The organism is Roseateles sp. GW823-FHT07B05 (assembly GCF_058794515.1).
This window is the reverse complement of the sequence record NZ_JBXAGX010000024.1, coordinates 33,690-49,289: the sequence shown is the minus strand read 5'-3', so window position 1 is coordinate 49,289 and position 15,600 is coordinate 33,690. Positions and strand designations below refer to the sequence as shown.

The 15,600-nt window shown below is 62.4% G+C and carries 14 protein-coding genes; 11 read left to right on the top strand and 3 right to left on the bottom strand.

The window, feature by feature from the left end:
• The 4 genes from AC1Q7O_RS26555 to AC1Q7O_RS26540 form a co-directional block, all read left to right on the top strand.
• On the top strand, positions 1–1,181 hold a 1,181-nt coding region (locus AC1Q7O_RS26555; protein ID WP_492662222.1), incomplete at its 5' end, for a hypothetical protein.
• A 1-nt stretch (position 1,182) separates the two neighbouring features.
• Positions 1,183–1,950, top strand: coding sequence for a hypothetical protein (locus AC1Q7O_RS26550; protein WP_492662221.1), 768 nt, complete (start codon positions 1,183–1,185; stop codon positions 1,948–1,950).
• A gap of 7 nt (positions 1,951–1,957) precedes the next feature.
• Positions 1,958–6,853 (top strand): coiled-coil domain-containing protein, encoded by a 4,896-nt coding sequence (locus AC1Q7O_RS26545; RefSeq protein WP_492662220.1) that lies wholly within the window; start codon positions 1,958–1,960, stop codon positions 6,851–6,853.
• Positions 6,846–7,973 carry a Wadjet anti-phage system protein JetD domain-containing protein gene (locus tag AC1Q7O_RS26540; RefSeq protein WP_492662219.1) on the top strand — a complete coding sequence of 376 codons (1,128 nt, stop codon included), beginning with the start codon at positions 6,846–6,848 and terminating at the stop codon, positions 7,971–7,973. Before AC1Q7O_RS26545 ends, AC1Q7O_RS26540 begins: the two co-directional genes overlap by 8 nt.
• 13 nt (positions 7,974–7,986) lie before the next feature.
• On the opposite strand, the gene AC1Q7O_RS26535 is transcribed toward AC1Q7O_RS26540, so the two are convergent.
• The 3 genes from AC1Q7O_RS26535 to AC1Q7O_RS26525 form a co-directional block, all read right to left on the bottom strand.
• Positions 7,987–8,193 carry a hypothetical protein gene (locus AC1Q7O_RS26535; protein WP_492662218.1) on the bottom strand — a complete coding sequence of 69 codons (207 nt, stop codon included), beginning with the start codon at positions 8,191–8,193 and terminating at the stop codon, positions 7,987–7,989.
• A gap of 88 nt (positions 8,194–8,281) precedes the next feature.
• Positions 8,282–9,682, bottom strand: a complete 1,401-nt coding sequence (locus AC1Q7O_RS26530) for a sensor histidine kinase (RefSeq protein ID WP_492662217.1) — start codon at positions 9,680–9,682, stop codon at positions 8,282–8,284.
• The gene (locus AC1Q7O_RS26525) at positions 9,682–10,341 is read right to left on the bottom strand and encodes a response regulator (protein WP_492662216.1); all 660 of its coding nucleotides are present in this window, start codon (positions 10,339–10,341) and stop codon (positions 9,682–9,684) included. The genes AC1Q7O_RS26530 and AC1Q7O_RS26525 overlap by 1 nt, the downstream gene beginning before the upstream one ends.
• Positions 10,342–10,442: 101 nt before the next feature.
• Here AC1Q7O_RS26525 and AC1Q7O_RS26520 point away from each other — a divergent pair, with 101 nt between their 5' ends.
• From AC1Q7O_RS26520 to AC1Q7O_RS26490, 7 genes are all read left to right on the top strand, one after another.
• Positions 10,443–11,282, top strand: coding sequence for a MipA/OmpV family protein (locus tag AC1Q7O_RS26520; protein ID WP_492662215.1), 840 nt, complete (start codon positions 10,443–10,445; stop codon positions 11,280–11,282).
• Between the two features lie 169 nt (positions 11,283–11,451).
• A complete protein-coding gene (locus AC1Q7O_RS26515; RefSeq protein ID WP_492662214.1) occupies positions 11,452–11,793 on the top strand; it encodes a cobalt-zinc-cadmium resistance protein in 342 nt (113 codons plus the stop codon).
• Between the two features lie 446 nt (positions 11,794–12,239).
• Positions 12,240–12,566, top strand: coding sequence for a zinc ribbon domain-containing protein (locus AC1Q7O_RS26510; RefSeq protein ID WP_492662213.1), 327 nt, complete (start codon positions 12,240–12,242; stop codon positions 12,564–12,566).
• Between the two features lie 218 nt (positions 12,567–12,784).
• Positions 12,785–13,117, top strand: a complete 333-nt coding sequence (locus AC1Q7O_RS26505) for a hypothetical protein (RefSeq protein ID WP_492662212.1) — start codon at positions 12,785–12,787, stop codon at positions 13,115–13,117.
• Complete coding sequence (locus tag AC1Q7O_RS26500) at positions 13,114–13,530, top strand: hypothetical protein (RefSeq protein ID WP_492662211.1); 417 nt, start codon at positions 13,114–13,116, stop codon at positions 13,528–13,530. The genes AC1Q7O_RS26505 and AC1Q7O_RS26500 overlap by 4 nt, the downstream gene beginning before the upstream one ends.
• Positions 13,531–13,555: 25 nt before the next feature.
• Positions 13,556–14,275 (top strand): hypothetical protein, encoded by a 720-nt coding sequence (locus tag AC1Q7O_RS26495; RefSeq protein ID WP_492662210.1) that lies wholly within the window; start codon positions 13,556–13,558, stop codon positions 14,273–14,275.
• On the top strand, positions 14,272–15,567 hold the full coding sequence (locus AC1Q7O_RS26490) for a hypothetical protein (protein ID WP_492662209.1): 1,296 nt from the start codon (positions 14,272–14,274) through the stop codon (positions 15,565–15,567). The genes AC1Q7O_RS26495 and AC1Q7O_RS26490 overlap by 4 nt, the downstream gene beginning before the upstream one ends.
• The last annotated feature ends 33 nt before the right edge of the window (positions 15,568–15,600 follow it).

The following is a 15,600-nucleotide window of genomic DNA, read 5'->3' as shown; positions in this document are numbered from 1 at the left end:
GGGCAGTGTGTTTGCGTGGGTCAGTTTTGCGCGAGCATCACCCCGGTTGGCGGGTCAGTTTTCGGCGAGCGTCAACACCTGAGGAACTGCGTTACGTCCTCAATGTGCTCGCGAGGCCGACAGAGCTGTGGGCGGTCGACCGATCGGAGGGGAGGGTCGACCTCGTCAGCGACAAGCAGACCAACTTGGTCGAGCGAACGCGCTACGCGGACGACTACCGGCTGACAGCTACTGGCAGGGATGCAATCAGCGTCTCTTCCAACATCAGCGATTTTGCTTACGCGGAAGGGGACGCGCTCAAGCTTCTGCGAGCGATCGAATCCGGCGACTTCGATGTGGTGCCGTCCTTTTCTGACGGCCTTCTGGACACGATTCGCTTTGCCCGCGTGGAGCTTCGGCAAGAGATCGAACGCGGCCATGTGGATCAGGAATCTGAGGTGTTCAAGGTCAAGATGCCGCGCTTTCGCGACGTCATCGAGAAGACGTCCGATCTGCTGCGTCAAGCCGAGGCGCGCTTGACGGCTTGGCGCGCCCCGGCGAACGACGAGCTGGACGATGCGCTGCCTATGGATGTGTATGACCTCGAGCAGCTGGTCCTGCGCGTCTACCAGGCGTTGGAGTCTTTCGGCCGCGACCTGGCTGAGCTGACGCGCATCGCCGCCAAACGTCGCACTTCAGCCGTCGCTGCAACCGACTTCCTTGAGGTTGCGCTGAATCTGGTCAAGAGGCCGCCTTCAGAGCGGCAGCTCGCGTCGCTCTTTCGGCACTTTGGCCCGCTGCGGCTCGACGGGGTATTTCCTTCGCCTATAGACGTCCGAGGGAAGGTCCGGGTCTCGCTGGCCAAAGAGGAGATCGCACCGCGCTTTGATACCGCCGTCGATGGAGCAGAAGCCGTCGACACGCGACTGCGTTTCCTAGGCGAGTACGCCGAGGTGATCAGGTCCCGCCTCGCATCTGGGCCGCTCCCGCTTTCGGAGGCGCTGGAGAAGGGCTGGTGCGTCTTGGACGGCAAGCTCGAACTGGCTGAGTTGCTTGGCGTCTATGTCGCGCCCTGGGCCTTGGGTGATGACGCGCCCATCGAGATCCGCGTTCCGCGGGCGGTGGCGACCCGTACCGATGGGGTGATCGGAGAGTTGATCTATTCCGACCTGGAATTGGCCAGGGTCGAGGGGAGCACATAGCATGAACCGAATCGAGATGGGGCGCGTCCAGGCCTTCCTGCTTCAGCATCGCCGCATGGAGACCATCCCGCGAGGGAAGGGGCGTGCGGACGAGCGTGAGCTGGCGCGGCTCCTGAATGACGCAGACCTTGAGGCTCGTACCGAGCTGGAAGGACTGCTGCAGGGTTTCGGCTTTGATCTTGTTTCGCTCGATGACTTCCAGACCCAAGGACTGGCGCACGGCGGGAAGGTGTTCCTCTTGCCGCGCCGCCTGGATCAGGTGAGCGCCTTGTTCAGCGAACGATGGATCGACGAGCGCATGCAGCTCAAGAACGAGACCATCACATCCCGACGCGTCTGGTTCACCCAGCTCTGGTTCGTGTTGTTGTCGCTCTTCTACACCCATCGCAACCGTGTCGCGACTGAAGTGATGCGCTACGTAGATACGACGTTCACGCGCGCCGACCTGGTTCAGGCCATGCATGAGTACATCAACGACATGGTTCGCAAACTGGGTCAGGACGCCTTGCAGGGCGATGCGGTCTACAGCTGCTTGATCTCCGAGAGCGGCGCCCAGGTTGACAAATACGCTGGGCGATTCATCGACCTGATGGTGGACGGCGCGCAAGTCGACGATCTCGGGGCGGACCGCTACCGGCAGTCACTCCTTGGGGCACTCGAGATGAAGAACAACCATCTCCAAGGACTGGAGCCATGGATCCAGGCCACCAGCCCGCTTGAAGCCGGTCGAAACCTTCTGGTCCGTCCCACCGACACCTCCGAAACCTGAGAACACCATGGCGCTCATCAACCGCATCGAGATCGTCAACTACCTCTGCGAGGGCTGGGTGCCCAGCATGGGCGTCGCGAGCTGGCGCCCGCTGTGGCCTGCCAACGTGATCAACCTCTGCGGAGCGTCGACGGCCGTGCAGGTGCCCAACGGTGGCGGCAAGACGTCGTTGGCCAACGCAGTTCTCTACCTGCTGAGCCAGGACCGGGTTCTCAAGCGGCGCTTCCTTGAACGGTGCTCACCGGCGGGCATGGTGTCCACCCACATCCGCATCGAGTTTGCAATCCTTCAGGATCAAGACCTGACCCAGCGCGACCTGATGACGCCAGACCCGGAGTTTTCTCCGGCGGAGACGTTCGTGATCGGGGTTTGCGCCAATCGTGACGACGACAGCCCGCGCTTCTATCGGTATTCCGGCACCCTGGAAGACGTGCCGGCCTGCCGCATGGAAGGCACCAAGATCGAGTTCATCACGGCGTCTGCCCTGCAAGCCGCGGTCAAGAGCATCCGGGGCCAGTGGAACATCTGGAACACCGCCGCAGAGTGGGGCAAGGTCGTCGGGGTGTTCATGAGCCCGGACGTGGTGCGGCAGAACGTCATGTTCCATCGCGAAGGCGCCGGCGACGCCTCAGCCGCCTTCTCCAAAGTCTCCGCGGGGCCCGGGGAACGGTTCGACGAAGCCTACTTCCGCCAGATCGTCGCTCCACAACTGCTGATGAACGTCATGGGCGACTCGGCAGAGGAGGATGAACGCAACGTCGAAGACACCATCATGAGATCGATGAACAGCTTCATCGACGCCAAGCTTCAGGTCGAAGCGAAAGAGACATATCTCAAAGGGCGCGAGGAACTGCAGAAGGAGCTTCAACCAGTGCTGGACGCCGCAGGCAAGATCGAAATTGCCTGGACGGCCTATCAAACCCAACTGCAGACGCTGGCGGTCGATGCCGCGTTCCTGGCGCGGTTTGCCGACGATAAGGATGCAAGGATGCCTGGTGTTCCCAAGGCGCCGGGCGAGTTCTCGCTGAGCGCCAAGGTCCGGGATTGCTTGAAGGCGATGGTCTTGGACAAGGATGGCAGCCTGCTGATAGAAAGCTCCGGACTTGCGGCTCTCCTGGGGTTGCCAACCGGCCATCTGAACCAGCTTGCCGGACGCGTCACGACGACGAAAGGGGCCGTGGCGAATCAGTCGCCAAGCTCGCAAGTTATTGATTTGTATTGTGATATCAAAGATTCCCAAGGCCGCGGTGGTCAACGCAAGGCGCTGCGTTACTACGACCTGCCGTCGGCGCGCGAGCTTGCATCGCGTCGCTCGGAAGACTCGGCCGACTCAGTCGCAGTTCTGGACGAAGCGTTCAACTTCGCGCGCACCATGCTCGATACAAACGTCTTTCGTCACGAGGTGCGGCGGCTGGCGCGCAAGAAGATCGTCTTGAAGGGCCAGATTGCCGAGGCTGAAAGCGCCGGCCGAGCGGCCGATGCCGAGAAAGAAAGCCTCGAACGGCAGGTCACCGAATGGCGCGAGAACCAGGGCTCCTATCAGGAGTTCTGCGAGCGACTGAACCTGATTCCTGCAGACTTTCACGATGCCCCAGACCGGGTGCCCGCTTGGCTTGAAGCACAGACCAAGGCTCGCGTCGACGCGGTCAACCACCACAACAGGCAAGTCGGAGAGCTGACTGGCGGATGGGTGGAACTCAAGGAGGTTCGCAACGACCTCGGCCTGATTGGCATCGAGGATCGGATCTCAGAGCTCAACGCCGAGCGCACCTTCGTCACGAACACCAAGACGAGTCGTGCGAACGAAGCGCAGGCGGCCCAAGCAGATCGCGAAGCCTCGGTGACGGCAGTGTCCAACCTGCGGGATGAGATGTCCCGTGCAACAGCGCAGCTCGGCACACTGTCAGAGCACCGACAGGCATTCGAGGTGTTTGTTGACATCTTCGGCGACGTCGACCCGCAGAAGGTTGCTCCGCCGATCAATGAGCATCAGGAACTGGGCAGGAAGGGGCAGCAGTTGGAAGGCCAGGGCCGCACGAAGCGCCAGGACCGAGATAGGCTGCACCGACTTTCGAGCTCCACGAGGTCGTTCAAGCAGCTCTTCGGCGACATCGATCCGCTGACAGCATCGCCCCAGAGACGCTACCAAGCGCTGTTGGAGGAGCAAAGCGCTGTTCAAGCAACCTACTCGCAGCACCAGCCGTTGGCAGAAAGTCTGGAGGCGCATCTTGAACGCACGGGACAGGAACCCAGCGACTGGCTGCGGGACACGGATGTCGCTCACGCTGCGGCCGTGGAACGGGCGAGGACGGCCCGCGCGCTGATCGATGAGCTAGACCTCGAGCTGGCGTCGCTCGACAACCTCGACCAGGTCGGCAACTCCGACTACGCCTCGGCGCACAGTGCTCTCGACGGGGCTGGCGTCCATGTCGGGCGGGTCTTGGACGTGGTCCTCGGCCTTGAGCTGCCCAAGGAGAGCGCGCTGCCTTTGCTGGCCGCGCTGGGGCCACTGTTGGATGCGCCAGTTGCCGCGGGTATGGCGCAAGCCGAGGCGGCGCTTTCCGTCCTGCAGCTTAGCGACCACGATGTCCCTGTGGTGCTGCTGGATCCCCTTCTTGAATTGCTCAAGCGGGGACCGACTCAAGACACAGCGACTGCTGCGTCACTGGGCTTCTTCGCCGGCGCCAAGTCTCGCCGCATGCGGGCCATCGTCGATCCGCAGGCGCTGGTGGAAGAGCGCGCAGCGCTCGACCAGAAACGTCAGCAGCAGCAGGAGCGCCAACACGCCGCAACGGAAGAGGCGAAGTTGCTCACGCCGCACACTGAAGCCTATCGGCAGGCAGTACGCGCCCAGGATGCCGTGAAGCAGGGGTCTGCAGATAAGACGCGCGTGGCCCAGGCAGAGCTTGCAACGCTGGAGAAGTCGATCGACGTCGCAAAGCGCCTTGTATCAGCTGATGCCCTGGCGCTGCTACAGGATGCGAAGAGCTTCATCGAGGCCGGAGGCGATGACGCGCTGGCCGGACTGAATCTAGAAATCGAGGAACTGGCCGGTCAGCTCGTCGAGTTGGAAGAGCGGGCGGCGGAACTTGCTCCGCTCGTGACCCAGCAGGCGATCGTTGCGCACGACGGCGCGCGCAGGTTCGCGTTGGCCGGAGGGCATGAAACCTTCCAGACGCTCACCGACAAACGGTTGACGCTTGAACGGCAGGTTCAAGCAATCGACGCGGACATGCCTCGCCTCGAGGCCAGGTTGACGACGTGCCAATCAGATCTCCAAGCAGCCAGCGCTCGCGAGCTCACTTTCATGTCGACGTTCCAGACGACGCTGGACCGTCTGGTGCGAGCGATGAGATTTGAGGCGGACGGGCACGCAGCCTTCATGGAGAGCCACGCCCACGTCCTTGTCGGGCTTGAGGAACACCGTGACGCGCTTGACCCTCTGAGGACGATCAACTATCAACGGGCGCATGATTTCAAGCAGCATCAAGGACAGGATGAAGCGTCACTACAACGCCTGATCGGTGAGGCCAAGTCTCGTCGCTCGGACGCGTCAGCGAAGGCCCTCAAGCTTGGCGCCGAGGTTGAATCTCTGGACGGTGATATCGCGGAGACGCAGCTCGCCGCTGATGCGCTGCACGAACTGGCTTACTTCCTACGCAACCGCAGGAATGCAGCAGCCCCGTTCGAAGAAGATCTACGCAATCGAGAGTTCGGAAGCTCCAGGGCTGAGGCCCATGAAACCTACCAGGCAGCAGAAGCACTTCGGTGGCAATTGCGAGACTGGCGCCCGGATCAGGGGCGGTTCGACCGCACCACCATTGGCATGGTTCGGGGTGACGTCGAAGCCATGGACGTCGCTCGCACAGGCAAGGAAGTCGGGGACGCTCGCGCACGGGCGACGCGGACCAGATCAGACTTTGAAGCGGTGCGCGCCAAGTTCTGCACCACGGCGCGCGCTTCAACCAGCAGCGGATTCTCGGAAGGCGAAATTGAAGCTGTCGAGACTGCCAACACGGCTGCCGAGCTCTCGGACCTCGCCAAGATCAGCGAACGCCTGCACGAGCAGCTGAAGAAGGAGAAATCAGATCTTGAGCAGCTGCAGCAGTCGACGGCGGTGATCGAAGACGCGAGCATCGAAACACTGACGCGATTGGTCGAGAGTTGCAAGGGCAACCTGGTGACGATGAATTCCGTCATGGCGCGCAATCCGAACGCGCGGTTCACCATCAAGGCAGAGGTGATCTCGACGGAAAGCATCAAGAAGCTGATGGAGGACTTGCGCGATCACATCGAGGGCCGCAAGCGTGAAGCAAAAGCGCGCCAGAAGCTGACGCGCAGCGTCGTCGAGACCAGCCTCAGCACCGACATCCGGCGCGCGCTGATCGAGCGCATCTTCATCAATCCATCCGTCGAGTTCATCCACGTTGGCATGTGGGAGGGCAAGGAGCGCCCGGTCCAACCCGGCATGTCCGAAGGCCAGAAGTCTGCGTTGCAGATGCTGTGGCTCATCCGCGAATCCGAGTACCACCTGGAGTGTGCGGTGCGCCGACATCTCGGCGGCGGCTCTAAGAAGAAGCTCCGCAGCCGTATCCAGCGTGTGCTGTTCTTCGATGGTCTGTTCAGCAACCTGACAGATCGCCGTCTCATCGACGAGGCGTTCAAGGGGCTGGGGGAGGCCGACAGCAGCCTGCAACTGATTGGCCTGATCCACAACCCCGAGTACCGGAACAACTCGACGATCTTCCCGACGTACGTCGTCGGCCGGCGCGTCGGTAATCGTGACACCGAAGGAGGGCGCAACTACATCAAGTTTGAGGACGGGCGGCCCGAGGGTTCGATGGGCCTTGCAACGTTCATGCACAAGCGGCAGCCACCGGCCAGAGATTCGGCGAATGGATGACATCGTTGACCCCTTGCTCGCCTGGCTGCGTCGAACCTCGGGCGCCAAGGGGCGTAAGCTCCTTGCAGCAGACGTCGCGGCCCGGGCCGCGCAGGCGCTTCGCACGGACCTGGTTTCTGTCTTCGACGCGCTGCGACAGCTTCGAGCGAGCGAACTGATCTCGTACAAGCCCGACACGATGGGGATTCCATACGCGGGGTATCTCACCGTCGTCCCTGCTGTCGTGGACGTGTCGCCAACAGAGAAGGCTTGGCGTGACGCACTGGTGTTGTCCGTCGAGGATGACCAGCTCGTTGACGCTTTGGCGGTATCTCATGCGCTCTTTGACGGCCTCGAAGCCCTCGACATGCGGTACGTCATCGAAGGGCTGCTGCGAATCCGGGGAGCAGCCGCATCTTTGGGGAACGAGTTCGGATTCAGCGTTAGTGCCCAGCACGTGCTGGGTTCATCCAAGGTTCTGAGCCGCTTGCCTTCGGCCACGCTCAGGTTGCTTGGCGTCGACCGGCTTCCGTCAACGCCGCGGTATCTCGTGGTCGCAGGGCCTACGCATCCAGCGGCCGTGCTCTTCATCGAGAACACGACCAGCTTCGAGCTTGCAGTCAAGGCTGGCCTTGACGCTGAGGTCGCCCTCATCGCTGCTTACGGCTATGGCCTGAACATGATGTCGGACAGCAGCGCTGGTCTGGCGCTGCTCGAGAGCGTGAGGAACAAAGGTTGCGAGGTCCTGAGTCGCAGCGGAAGTGGGCACAACCTGGACGCGTTGTTTGCCCACCCTTGCATGTTCTTCTGGGGCGATCTCGACCGCGAAGGGCTGCGGATCGCCATGGCCTTGAAGCAGCATCTTCCCCAGCTTGAACTCAGTGCCCTGTACGAGCCAATGCGAGCTTTGGTGAGTCAGCGTGAGTCATCGCATCCGTATGTCGGCATGAGCGGAAAGGCGCTGCAGGCAGCTTGGATGGGTACCGGTGACAGCTTGCTGGATGACCTGGCGGCGTCATGCGAAGTACGCGCGGTCGATCAGGAGGCCGTGAATGTCAAACAGCATGCGCAACTCGCTCTGATGGGCTTGGCGCAAGCAGCAAGGTCAGCTGAAGAGGCCAAGAGCAAGCCGATCGGTTAGATCGGCAGTGGCATCAGCCCACACGCCGCTTCAGGCCGTCCCTGTACAGCAGCGCGCCGATGCCCACCAGCACGGCGCAGTCGTCATCTGTGAGGTGGTCGGCGGCCAAATCCATCCAAGCGGCCAGACGCGCGATGGCATCGTCGAGGGTCGACTGATCGTTCTGGATATCAAGCAGTTCGGCAGTGGCCTCAAAGCGCTTGATGATCGGATCATCCATGGCACATCCCCTTCAATCGAAGACTGCGCTCAACTTTAGGCCAGTTGACCATCTCACCCGTGGGTTTCGATGCGTTTGAACTGCTCGTTCAGGCGCCTGGGGATACAGCAGTGTTTTCGGTGTCTGCTTGGGATTCTGCGGTGCTGGAACTGCCGGCCGGCGAACGGGGTAGGAACACGACACTGACCGCCAGGCCACGCCCATGCGGTCCGTCATCAAGTTCGACCTCTGCCCCGTGGCGATCAGCGATCGCCCGGACGATGGCAAGACCGAGGCCGCTGCCACCGGGATCGTTGCTGCCGGACGCACCGCGGAAGAATCGGTCGAAGACTCGGTCCCGCTCCTCGCGAGGGATGCCAGGCCCGTTGTCGATCAAGCGAAGCACGGGTTGGGCCATTTCCGTCACAACCTCAATGTCGACCGCACCTCCCGGCGCGTAGCGCAGCGCGTTGTCGACCAGGTTGTTCAGCAGCACCGTGAGCTGCATCAAATCGCCGTCGACGCAGGGATCACCGCGCACACGTACGCCCAGATCGACGCCTCGTGAATCAGCTTGCACCGCGAACGTGCCGGCCACGCTGCGCGCGAGCGTCCCCAAGTCAACGGGCTGCATCCGGACCGTCTCGACGTCCCGCTCGTTTCGCGCGATCTCCAGCAGTTGCTCGACCAGATGCTGCGATCGGTCGATGCCTGCCTCAAGCTCCTCCAGGCTGGCGCGCCGCGACACCTCATCGTCACTGCGCTGGAGCATTTGGAGCTGCAGCCTGAGGGCGGTGATCGGCGTGCGGAGCTCATGCGCAGCGTCGGCAAGGAAGCGCCGTTGAGCAGAGAACGCCTCAGCAAGCCGCCTCAGCAGCTCGTTCGTGGAATCGATGACCGGCATCAGCTCGCGCGGTGTGTCGCCCGCGCGGATCGGGGAGAGCGCGCCAGCGCTACGGCTGGCGATGTCTCGGGCGGCCACGTCCAGCGGGGTCAGGCCGCGTCGCAGGCTGAGCACGAGCAGAACGCCGACGAAGGCAACCAGCGCCACCATCAACGTTGAGATCTGCGCCGCCGACTCGCCGGCCATCTGTTGCCTCTGGGAATGCCGCTGGGCAGCTTGGGCGACGTACCCCTTGCTCACGATGGTGTGCACGATCCAGCGCTCGCCGCGAACGACAGGTTCGCTGTGGCCGCCGACGGCCGAGAACGGCAGCGCCACGCGAGGATCGGAGATGAAGAGTCGGCGGCCACCGATGGTCCAGCTCTGGGTGACGATCTCGGAATCATCCGGTTCGTCGGTACGCACAGGCAGGTCAGCGCTGGCGCTCCAGTCGGGGTTGGCCTGGTGCATGCGGACGACGCCCTCAGCGATGGTTTTGAGCTCATCGTTGAAGACCTCGTCCATCTCCGCCAGCGTTACCCAGTAGGCCACCGCGGTGAGCAGTACCGTGCCGAGTGTCAGGGCGCCGACGATCCACTTCAGCAGGTCGCGTTCAAGGGAGCGCATCACGCCTCCGCCACACGGTAGCCGACGCCGCGCATGTTGCGGATACGGTCGGAGCCCAGCTTTCGGCGCAGGTTGTGGACGTGCACCTCGATGGCGTTGCTGGCGATCTCCTCGCCCCAGCCGTAGATCGATTCTTCAAGCTTCTCCTTGGAGATGACGGTGCCGGGCCTCAGCATCAATGCCTCCAGAAGCCCAAACTCGCGGGCGGACAACTCAACAGGTTGGTCGTTCAGCGTGACGACGCGCTTGGCGGGGTCGAGCGTCAGCGCCCCACAACGCAGAATGGGCGTTGAGCTGCCGGCATGGCGGCGGAGCAGGGCGCGCACCCGTGCGATCAGCTCGTCCAGGTCGAAGGGTTTCAGGACATAGTCGTCAGCACCGGCCTCCAGCCCTGCAATCTTGTCGCGCACGGTGTCTCGGGCGGAGGCGATGAGAACGGGCATGCCGTTGCCGCGCTTGCGCATCGTCTCGAGAAGCTTCATGCCATCGATCTTGGGAAGCCCGAGGTCCAGGATCGCAAGGTCATGAATGGCGTGGCCAAGCGCAAGCTCGGCCTCTCGACCGTCACGCACCCAGTCCACACGGAAGCCGGCCTGCACGAGACCTCGTTGAAGGGATTTGCCGACCATCTCGTCGTCTTCGACCAATAGCAGGCGCATGTACTTGTTCTTTCCTCGGCAGGCTCATCTTAGTTTTCAGGTCCGATGCTCGTGCCGGCATTCTTAAGCGACGCTTAAGCCTCGCGCTTTGACGATGAGGCATGACCTCAAACGTTCGGCCCTTGATCCGCGTGCTTCCATGTGCCCTTGCCCTGACGCTGCCGCTCCCCGCGGTCGCCACCGACGAGGACGATCAGAAGACGTCGGGGCACAACTACCTGCTTGGTGCGATGGCGCTTTCACAGCCCGAATATGAGGGGGCAGAGCGCCGGGTGATCAAGATACGGCCGCTCTGGGCCTACCAGTGGGGACGGTTCAGACTGAGCACCTCGCGATCGGCAGCGGCGATGAACTTCGCATCGGACCCTCAAGGACCCGGTGCGAGCGCGCTGCTGATCGATGGCAAGCGCCTGCGATTCGGCGGTGCCTTGCGCATCGACAGCGGCCGTCAGTCGGGCGACTCGCCGCGTCTGGCTGGGCTTCCCGACGTGAAACGGACGTTGCGAGGCCGTGTCTTCATCGGCTATCGGCTGAGCGATAACTGGGACGTCAGCGCCAACGTCTCGCAAGACTTGCTGGGCCGGCAGGGCGGCGCTGTTGGCAGCTTCGACGTCGGGTACCACCGCAGGCTGGGGCGGGACGTTCAGTGGTCGGCTGGTGTCGGCGTTTCAATGGGGAGCCGCCAAAACATGCAGACTTACTTCGGGATCACCCCGGAGCAGTCCGCGACGTCCATGTTGCCGGTGTTCATGACCGGGAGTGGCTTGCGAAGCATGTACGCCGGCACGGGCTTCATCACGGCGTTGACACCGCGCTGGATCCTGTTCGGCAACGTAGGTGCGTCGCGACTGCTGGGCGAAGCGGCGAGCAGCCCTTTGACAGTCAAGACCAGTTCGGTATCTGCTGGCCTTGGCCTTGCCTATCGGTGCTGTCGTTGGTGACGGACGCGCGTGGCTGATCCGTGAGCGACATCGATGTCGCGCCCAGCAAGCACATCAAAGACCAGTTTGCCTCTCGCCATAGCGGCATAGCCCAGCGCCACAAGGTCGGTGTCCTCCGGTCCGCTTCAAAGCCGTGCCAAAACTTGTTGTGCTCGCTACACTCCATCACGTGAGACGCCTCTTCGTCATCCTTTTGATGATCGTGCTGCCGGTGCAGTTCACCTGGGCAGCATCGTCGGGGTATTGCGGCCATGAAAGTGGCATCGCAGCGAAGCACTTCGGACATCACGAGCACAAGCATGCTGGCCAGGTGGATTCGAAGGAATCCAAGGCAACCAGCCTCTCTCACGCGGATTGCGAGATGTGCCATTTCGGCTCGGGCATTCCGAGCATGGAAGTGCTGCTTGCGGCAGATTTGGTGCCCAACCAGGATGTCTTTGCGGAGCCACTGGAGCACGCATCTCACATCCCGTCGTTACCTGAACGACCAGACAGACCGCGCGCCGCCTGATCCGGCGAGACGCGCGCTACTTCATCCTCTTCAACCTAGACGACGTCTCGTCGGATTCCCCTTTGGTTCTTGCCATTAGGAGAATTCGATGCGAAGGCATTCGCTGGCGCTTGCCGGTGCTGGTCTCGCGGTTGTCGCTCTGCGATGTTCAACCAGCACAGCGCAACCGACGGCGCCCACGACGACCTGGGCTGAGCCGCCCCTGACCCGTTATCCCGCGCTGCGGATGACGGCGTACGACCTCCCACCGTTGGGGGGCAAGGCGCGACGCGACGCTGGACACGGCACGCGCAAGAAGGTGCCTTCGCGACTGCACAACAACCCGCAGACATCGGCAGATCGCATGTGGCGTGTCGATCACTGCGGGGCTATGCACATCCGTTGGGCAGGGCATTTGAGATTCATTGAACGGCGCGCCGAGCCCGCGCCATACCAAGGAGCATGAGATGGGATTCTGGGAACGTTCACTCAGAGGCGGACTGGGAGGTCACGGCGGTGGCCACCATGGCGGGTCACGCTCGCACGGCCATGGACAACATGGTGGCAGCCACGGTGGGCAGTACTCGACCGGCACCACCGCGTCCTCGCAAGCAGGCCCGGCAACGGTCAATGGCGGCGTGGTCTGCGCAAAGTGCGGCATGCCGGGCGCACCTGGCGCGCGCTTCTGCGGTGGATGTGGCGGGCAGCTGGTGGCAGCCACCTGCAAAGAATGCTCTGCTGTTCTCGCGCCCGGGGCTCGCTTTTGTGCCCAGTGCGGCAAACCGGCTTCGTGATGACCATGAACAGACGCACAGCGTTGGGCGCGGCGATCGCAGCCGGTGGGTTGCAGCTGTCAGGGTGCACCACGCCACTTCCCAAGCCCCTTGATGATCGGTACTGCTACAGGGCGAATTCGCGCATCGGCTCGCGCCCCACATGCACGCCTGGTCTCGCACCGGATGCGGCTACCGACGCGCAGGCAAAGCGGTTCGAGGCCGTACCTGGGAGCCTCGTGATCTACGTGGTCCGCAATCGTTGGGGAGACACGGTCAATCTGGTGAACCTGTCCATCGACGGTGGGGACTCGGTAGCAACAGCGCCGGCATCGCTGGTACGACTGGTGGTGGCACCGGGCACACATCGCTTGGCGTTCGATTGGAACAAGGGGAGGGGGGATCTAGAAATCCGCGGCGCTGCCGGTCAGGTGGTGTTCGTGGACTTGATCGGTAGTCTATGGATATGGAGCCAGTCATATCGCCTCGAGATGGGCGAACTGCCTTCTTCGCGTGATCGGGCGCTGAAAAGTCGGCTGGTCGCGAACGTCGAGGTGAAGGGGCGCCCATGATGGACAAACAGCAGCCCGCCGTCGAAGGCGATGAGCAGGCATCTGCGCTTCCACCCGAATCCGCCGCAGCCCATCTCGAAGCACTCGGCAAGGGGATCAACGACGTGGGCATCATCGTCCAGGGACTTCTGGACCGGACGCCACCTTCTAAGCCGTGGCAGCGTCAGTTGCTGGCTCAGCTCCGAGAAGTGGATCGGCATGTCGAGATCCTGAGACTCGCAATATCGCTTGATCACGAGCTCGCTGAGATTCACGAGTCTGCTCGGAACCTGAAGCGGGCACTTGAAGTCGCAAATGTGCAGATCGGGGGCGGGCGCGCGGATGGACATACCAAGAATGCCTTGATGCTCGCGTACCGCAGCGCCTCACTTGTCACCTCACTGCTCGCACCGCCGCCGCGGGCAATACGCTGACGAGTCCTCACCACGGGAGAGTTCCATGGTCGACAGCAAAGTCGATGCCCACAAGCGATACCACGCCGCCATGGTCGAGGTGAAGCAGCGCGTGCGCGCCGTCAACCGCGTCCTAGGCGCCAAGAAGCCTCGCACGCTCACAGACGCCACCGACGCCGAGTTCATGTGGCTTCAGGTGCGCAAGGTCGTTGAACTCGTGGCCTTCTCGTGCATCTCGTCAGACGAGGCACGCTACGCTGCTCTGCGCGCCGAGGCCAAGGACAACCCGGACCACACGCGCGACTGGAAGGTGGGTGACATCTTGAAGCGCCTGGCCAAGATCACGCCCCACTTCCTGCCGATCCCGATTGGCAGCGTGCAGGTGCTGGGCGACGGCCTGTGGCACCTCGATGCCGGTAAGGAGAAGCAGACGCTGGAGCGTTTCGTCGATATCTACGAGCGTGCCGGAAAGCACCTGCACGTGCCCAATCCGTTCGGGGAAAGCTCACTGGCCCGTCACCAGGATTTGCTCGTGAGGTCGAGGCCGCAACTCGTCGCCGACGTGGCGTACCTGACCGGTGTTCTCTGGACTCACGCGAAAGTGGGACTGGAGTTCGATTCGCAGGCTGGCGACCCGCGCGAGGCGGCCAATCCGATTTCTGCGTGGCTGGTTCGTCTGGGCAAGCCAGACAGCGACGACGTGCAAGTCATGCTCGCGGAAGGAATAGACAGCCGAGAGGCACGTCAGCCGGGGGCGAAGAGTTGATCACCCCGAACTCCACGTCGGTGTCGGCTCTTTGGCAGACCGACTTCACCGTCGACAACCTGATTGACTATGCCCGTGCATCCGTGGAGCTATCCGCCTACGTGCGGGTGTTGATGCAGGATGGTTATCACCATCTCGTGGTCCCGAGCAGAGGCTCTGTGCCATTCATCGACGCGGCGGGGACAGCATGGCGCATCGAGGCGCGTTCGCTACCCACGATGAATGAGCGGATTCAGGAGCTCAACAAGCTGACCTACTCGCCGTTCGACCGCGAACTCGTCCTGCCTTTTTCTGCAGACCCACAGGACGCCACGCAGACCACGATGGCCATACGCCGCTACTGGAGCCGCGTGCTTGCGGCCATCGTGCGCCGCCAGGGGGCCGACCCTCATCTGACCCTGTACAAGGTCCTCGTCGAACGCCTGGCCAAACGGCCGTGGCTGCATATGCTCCCGAGCCGACTACCCAACGAGAAATTCATCTTCGTTGATACCGTGGTCTCAGGCAGGGCGATCTGCGAGATCTTTCAGGCGTTTGAGGAAGTGGGACTGGATCAGTGTCACTTCATCCTGATCGTCGACTCGGACGGCCAGGACGTCGCGCCGAGGTATCACCGTGAGATCGGGCGGATGGCCGCCTTGGGGCGATGCACGGAAATCCGCGTGAAGCGACTCTTCACGGAGGATCGTGGGCCCGCTGTCAGCGGCATCTGGAGCACGGTCTATCCGCAGATGCTTGACGCCGTTCGTCAGAGATTTGATTGGGCTCGGGATGCATACGGTGCGGGTACCTTCTATCACCAGGTCTCCAGCTCGCAGGTGCATCCCAGGCATGGCATCGGCAGCCCCGACTACAACATGCCCGTGACACGCATGTTTGCCGCGCTCTCGGTAGGTATCTTCAGTGCGGTCTACGCGCTATGGGACATCGAGCGGGCGGAGTCCGAGATCGCACGAGTCCTGGACAAGAACACCGAAGGATTCGCTGACAGGGTTGCAAGCCGGCGCTTGGACATCGAGGCCAACCTGCGGCGGCTCCTCGACTCTCAGTTGATCAATTTCAGGGAGACCGTCGAGCGACTGAAGCCGTACACACCGCTGGACAAACAGACCACGCGCATCTTGGCGGAACCTAGAGTCCTTGCCGTGCACAGCGCAGCAACCGTGGACGTGTCAAGTTCACACCTGGTGCGGGTCACTTTGCCGGAGCCGGAGATCGCGAGCGTGATGCGCGACGTAGAGCGTGAACTCGCCGAAGGGAAGGACGTCCTCGATGATGACTGGTTCAGATAGACAAGCAGCCAGTCACTACCGACATTCAACTGC

What these genes read in the sequence shown, in the direction of transcription:
- AC1Q7O_RS26550 (WP_492662221.1), top strand. Translation starts at nt 1,183, where the DNA reads ATGAACCGAATCGAGATGGGGCGCGTCCAGGCCTTCCTGCTTCAGCAT.
- AC1Q7O_RS26545 (WP_492662220.1), top strand. Translation starts at nt 1,958, where the DNA reads ATGGCGCTCATCAACCGCATCGAGATCGTCAACTACCTCTGCGAGGGC.
- AC1Q7O_RS26540 (WP_492662219.1), top strand. Translation starts at nt 6,846, where the DNA reads ATGGATGACATCGTTGACCCCTTGCTCGCCTGGCTGCGTCGAACCTCG.
- AC1Q7O_RS26535 (WP_492662218.1), bottom strand. Translation starts at nt 8,193, where the DNA reads ATGGATGATCCGATCATCAAGCGCTTTGAGGCCACTGCCGAACTGCTT.
- AC1Q7O_RS26530 (WP_492662217.1), bottom strand. Translation starts at nt 9,682, where the DNA reads ATGCGCTCCCTTGAACGCGACCTGCTGAAGTGGATCGTCGGCGCCCTG.
- AC1Q7O_RS26525 (WP_492662216.1), bottom strand. Translation starts at nt 10,341, where the DNA reads ATGCGCCTGCTATTGGTCGAAGACGACGAGATGGTCGGCAAATCCCTT.
- AC1Q7O_RS26520 (WP_492662215.1), top strand. Translation starts at nt 10,443, where the DNA reads ATGACCTCAAACGTTCGGCCCTTGATCCGCGTGCTTCCATGTGCCCTT.
- AC1Q7O_RS26510 (WP_492662213.1), top strand. Translation starts at nt 12,240, where the DNA reads ATGGGATTCTGGGAACGTTCACTCAGAGGCGGACTGGGAGGTCACGGC.
- AC1Q7O_RS26500 (WP_492662211.1), top strand. Translation starts at nt 13,114, where the DNA reads ATGATGGACAAACAGCAGCCCGCCGTCGAAGGCGATGAGCAGGCATCT.
- AC1Q7O_RS26495 (WP_492662210.1), top strand. Translation starts at nt 13,556, where the DNA reads ATGGTCGACAGCAAAGTCGATGCCCACAAGCGATACCACGCCGCCATG.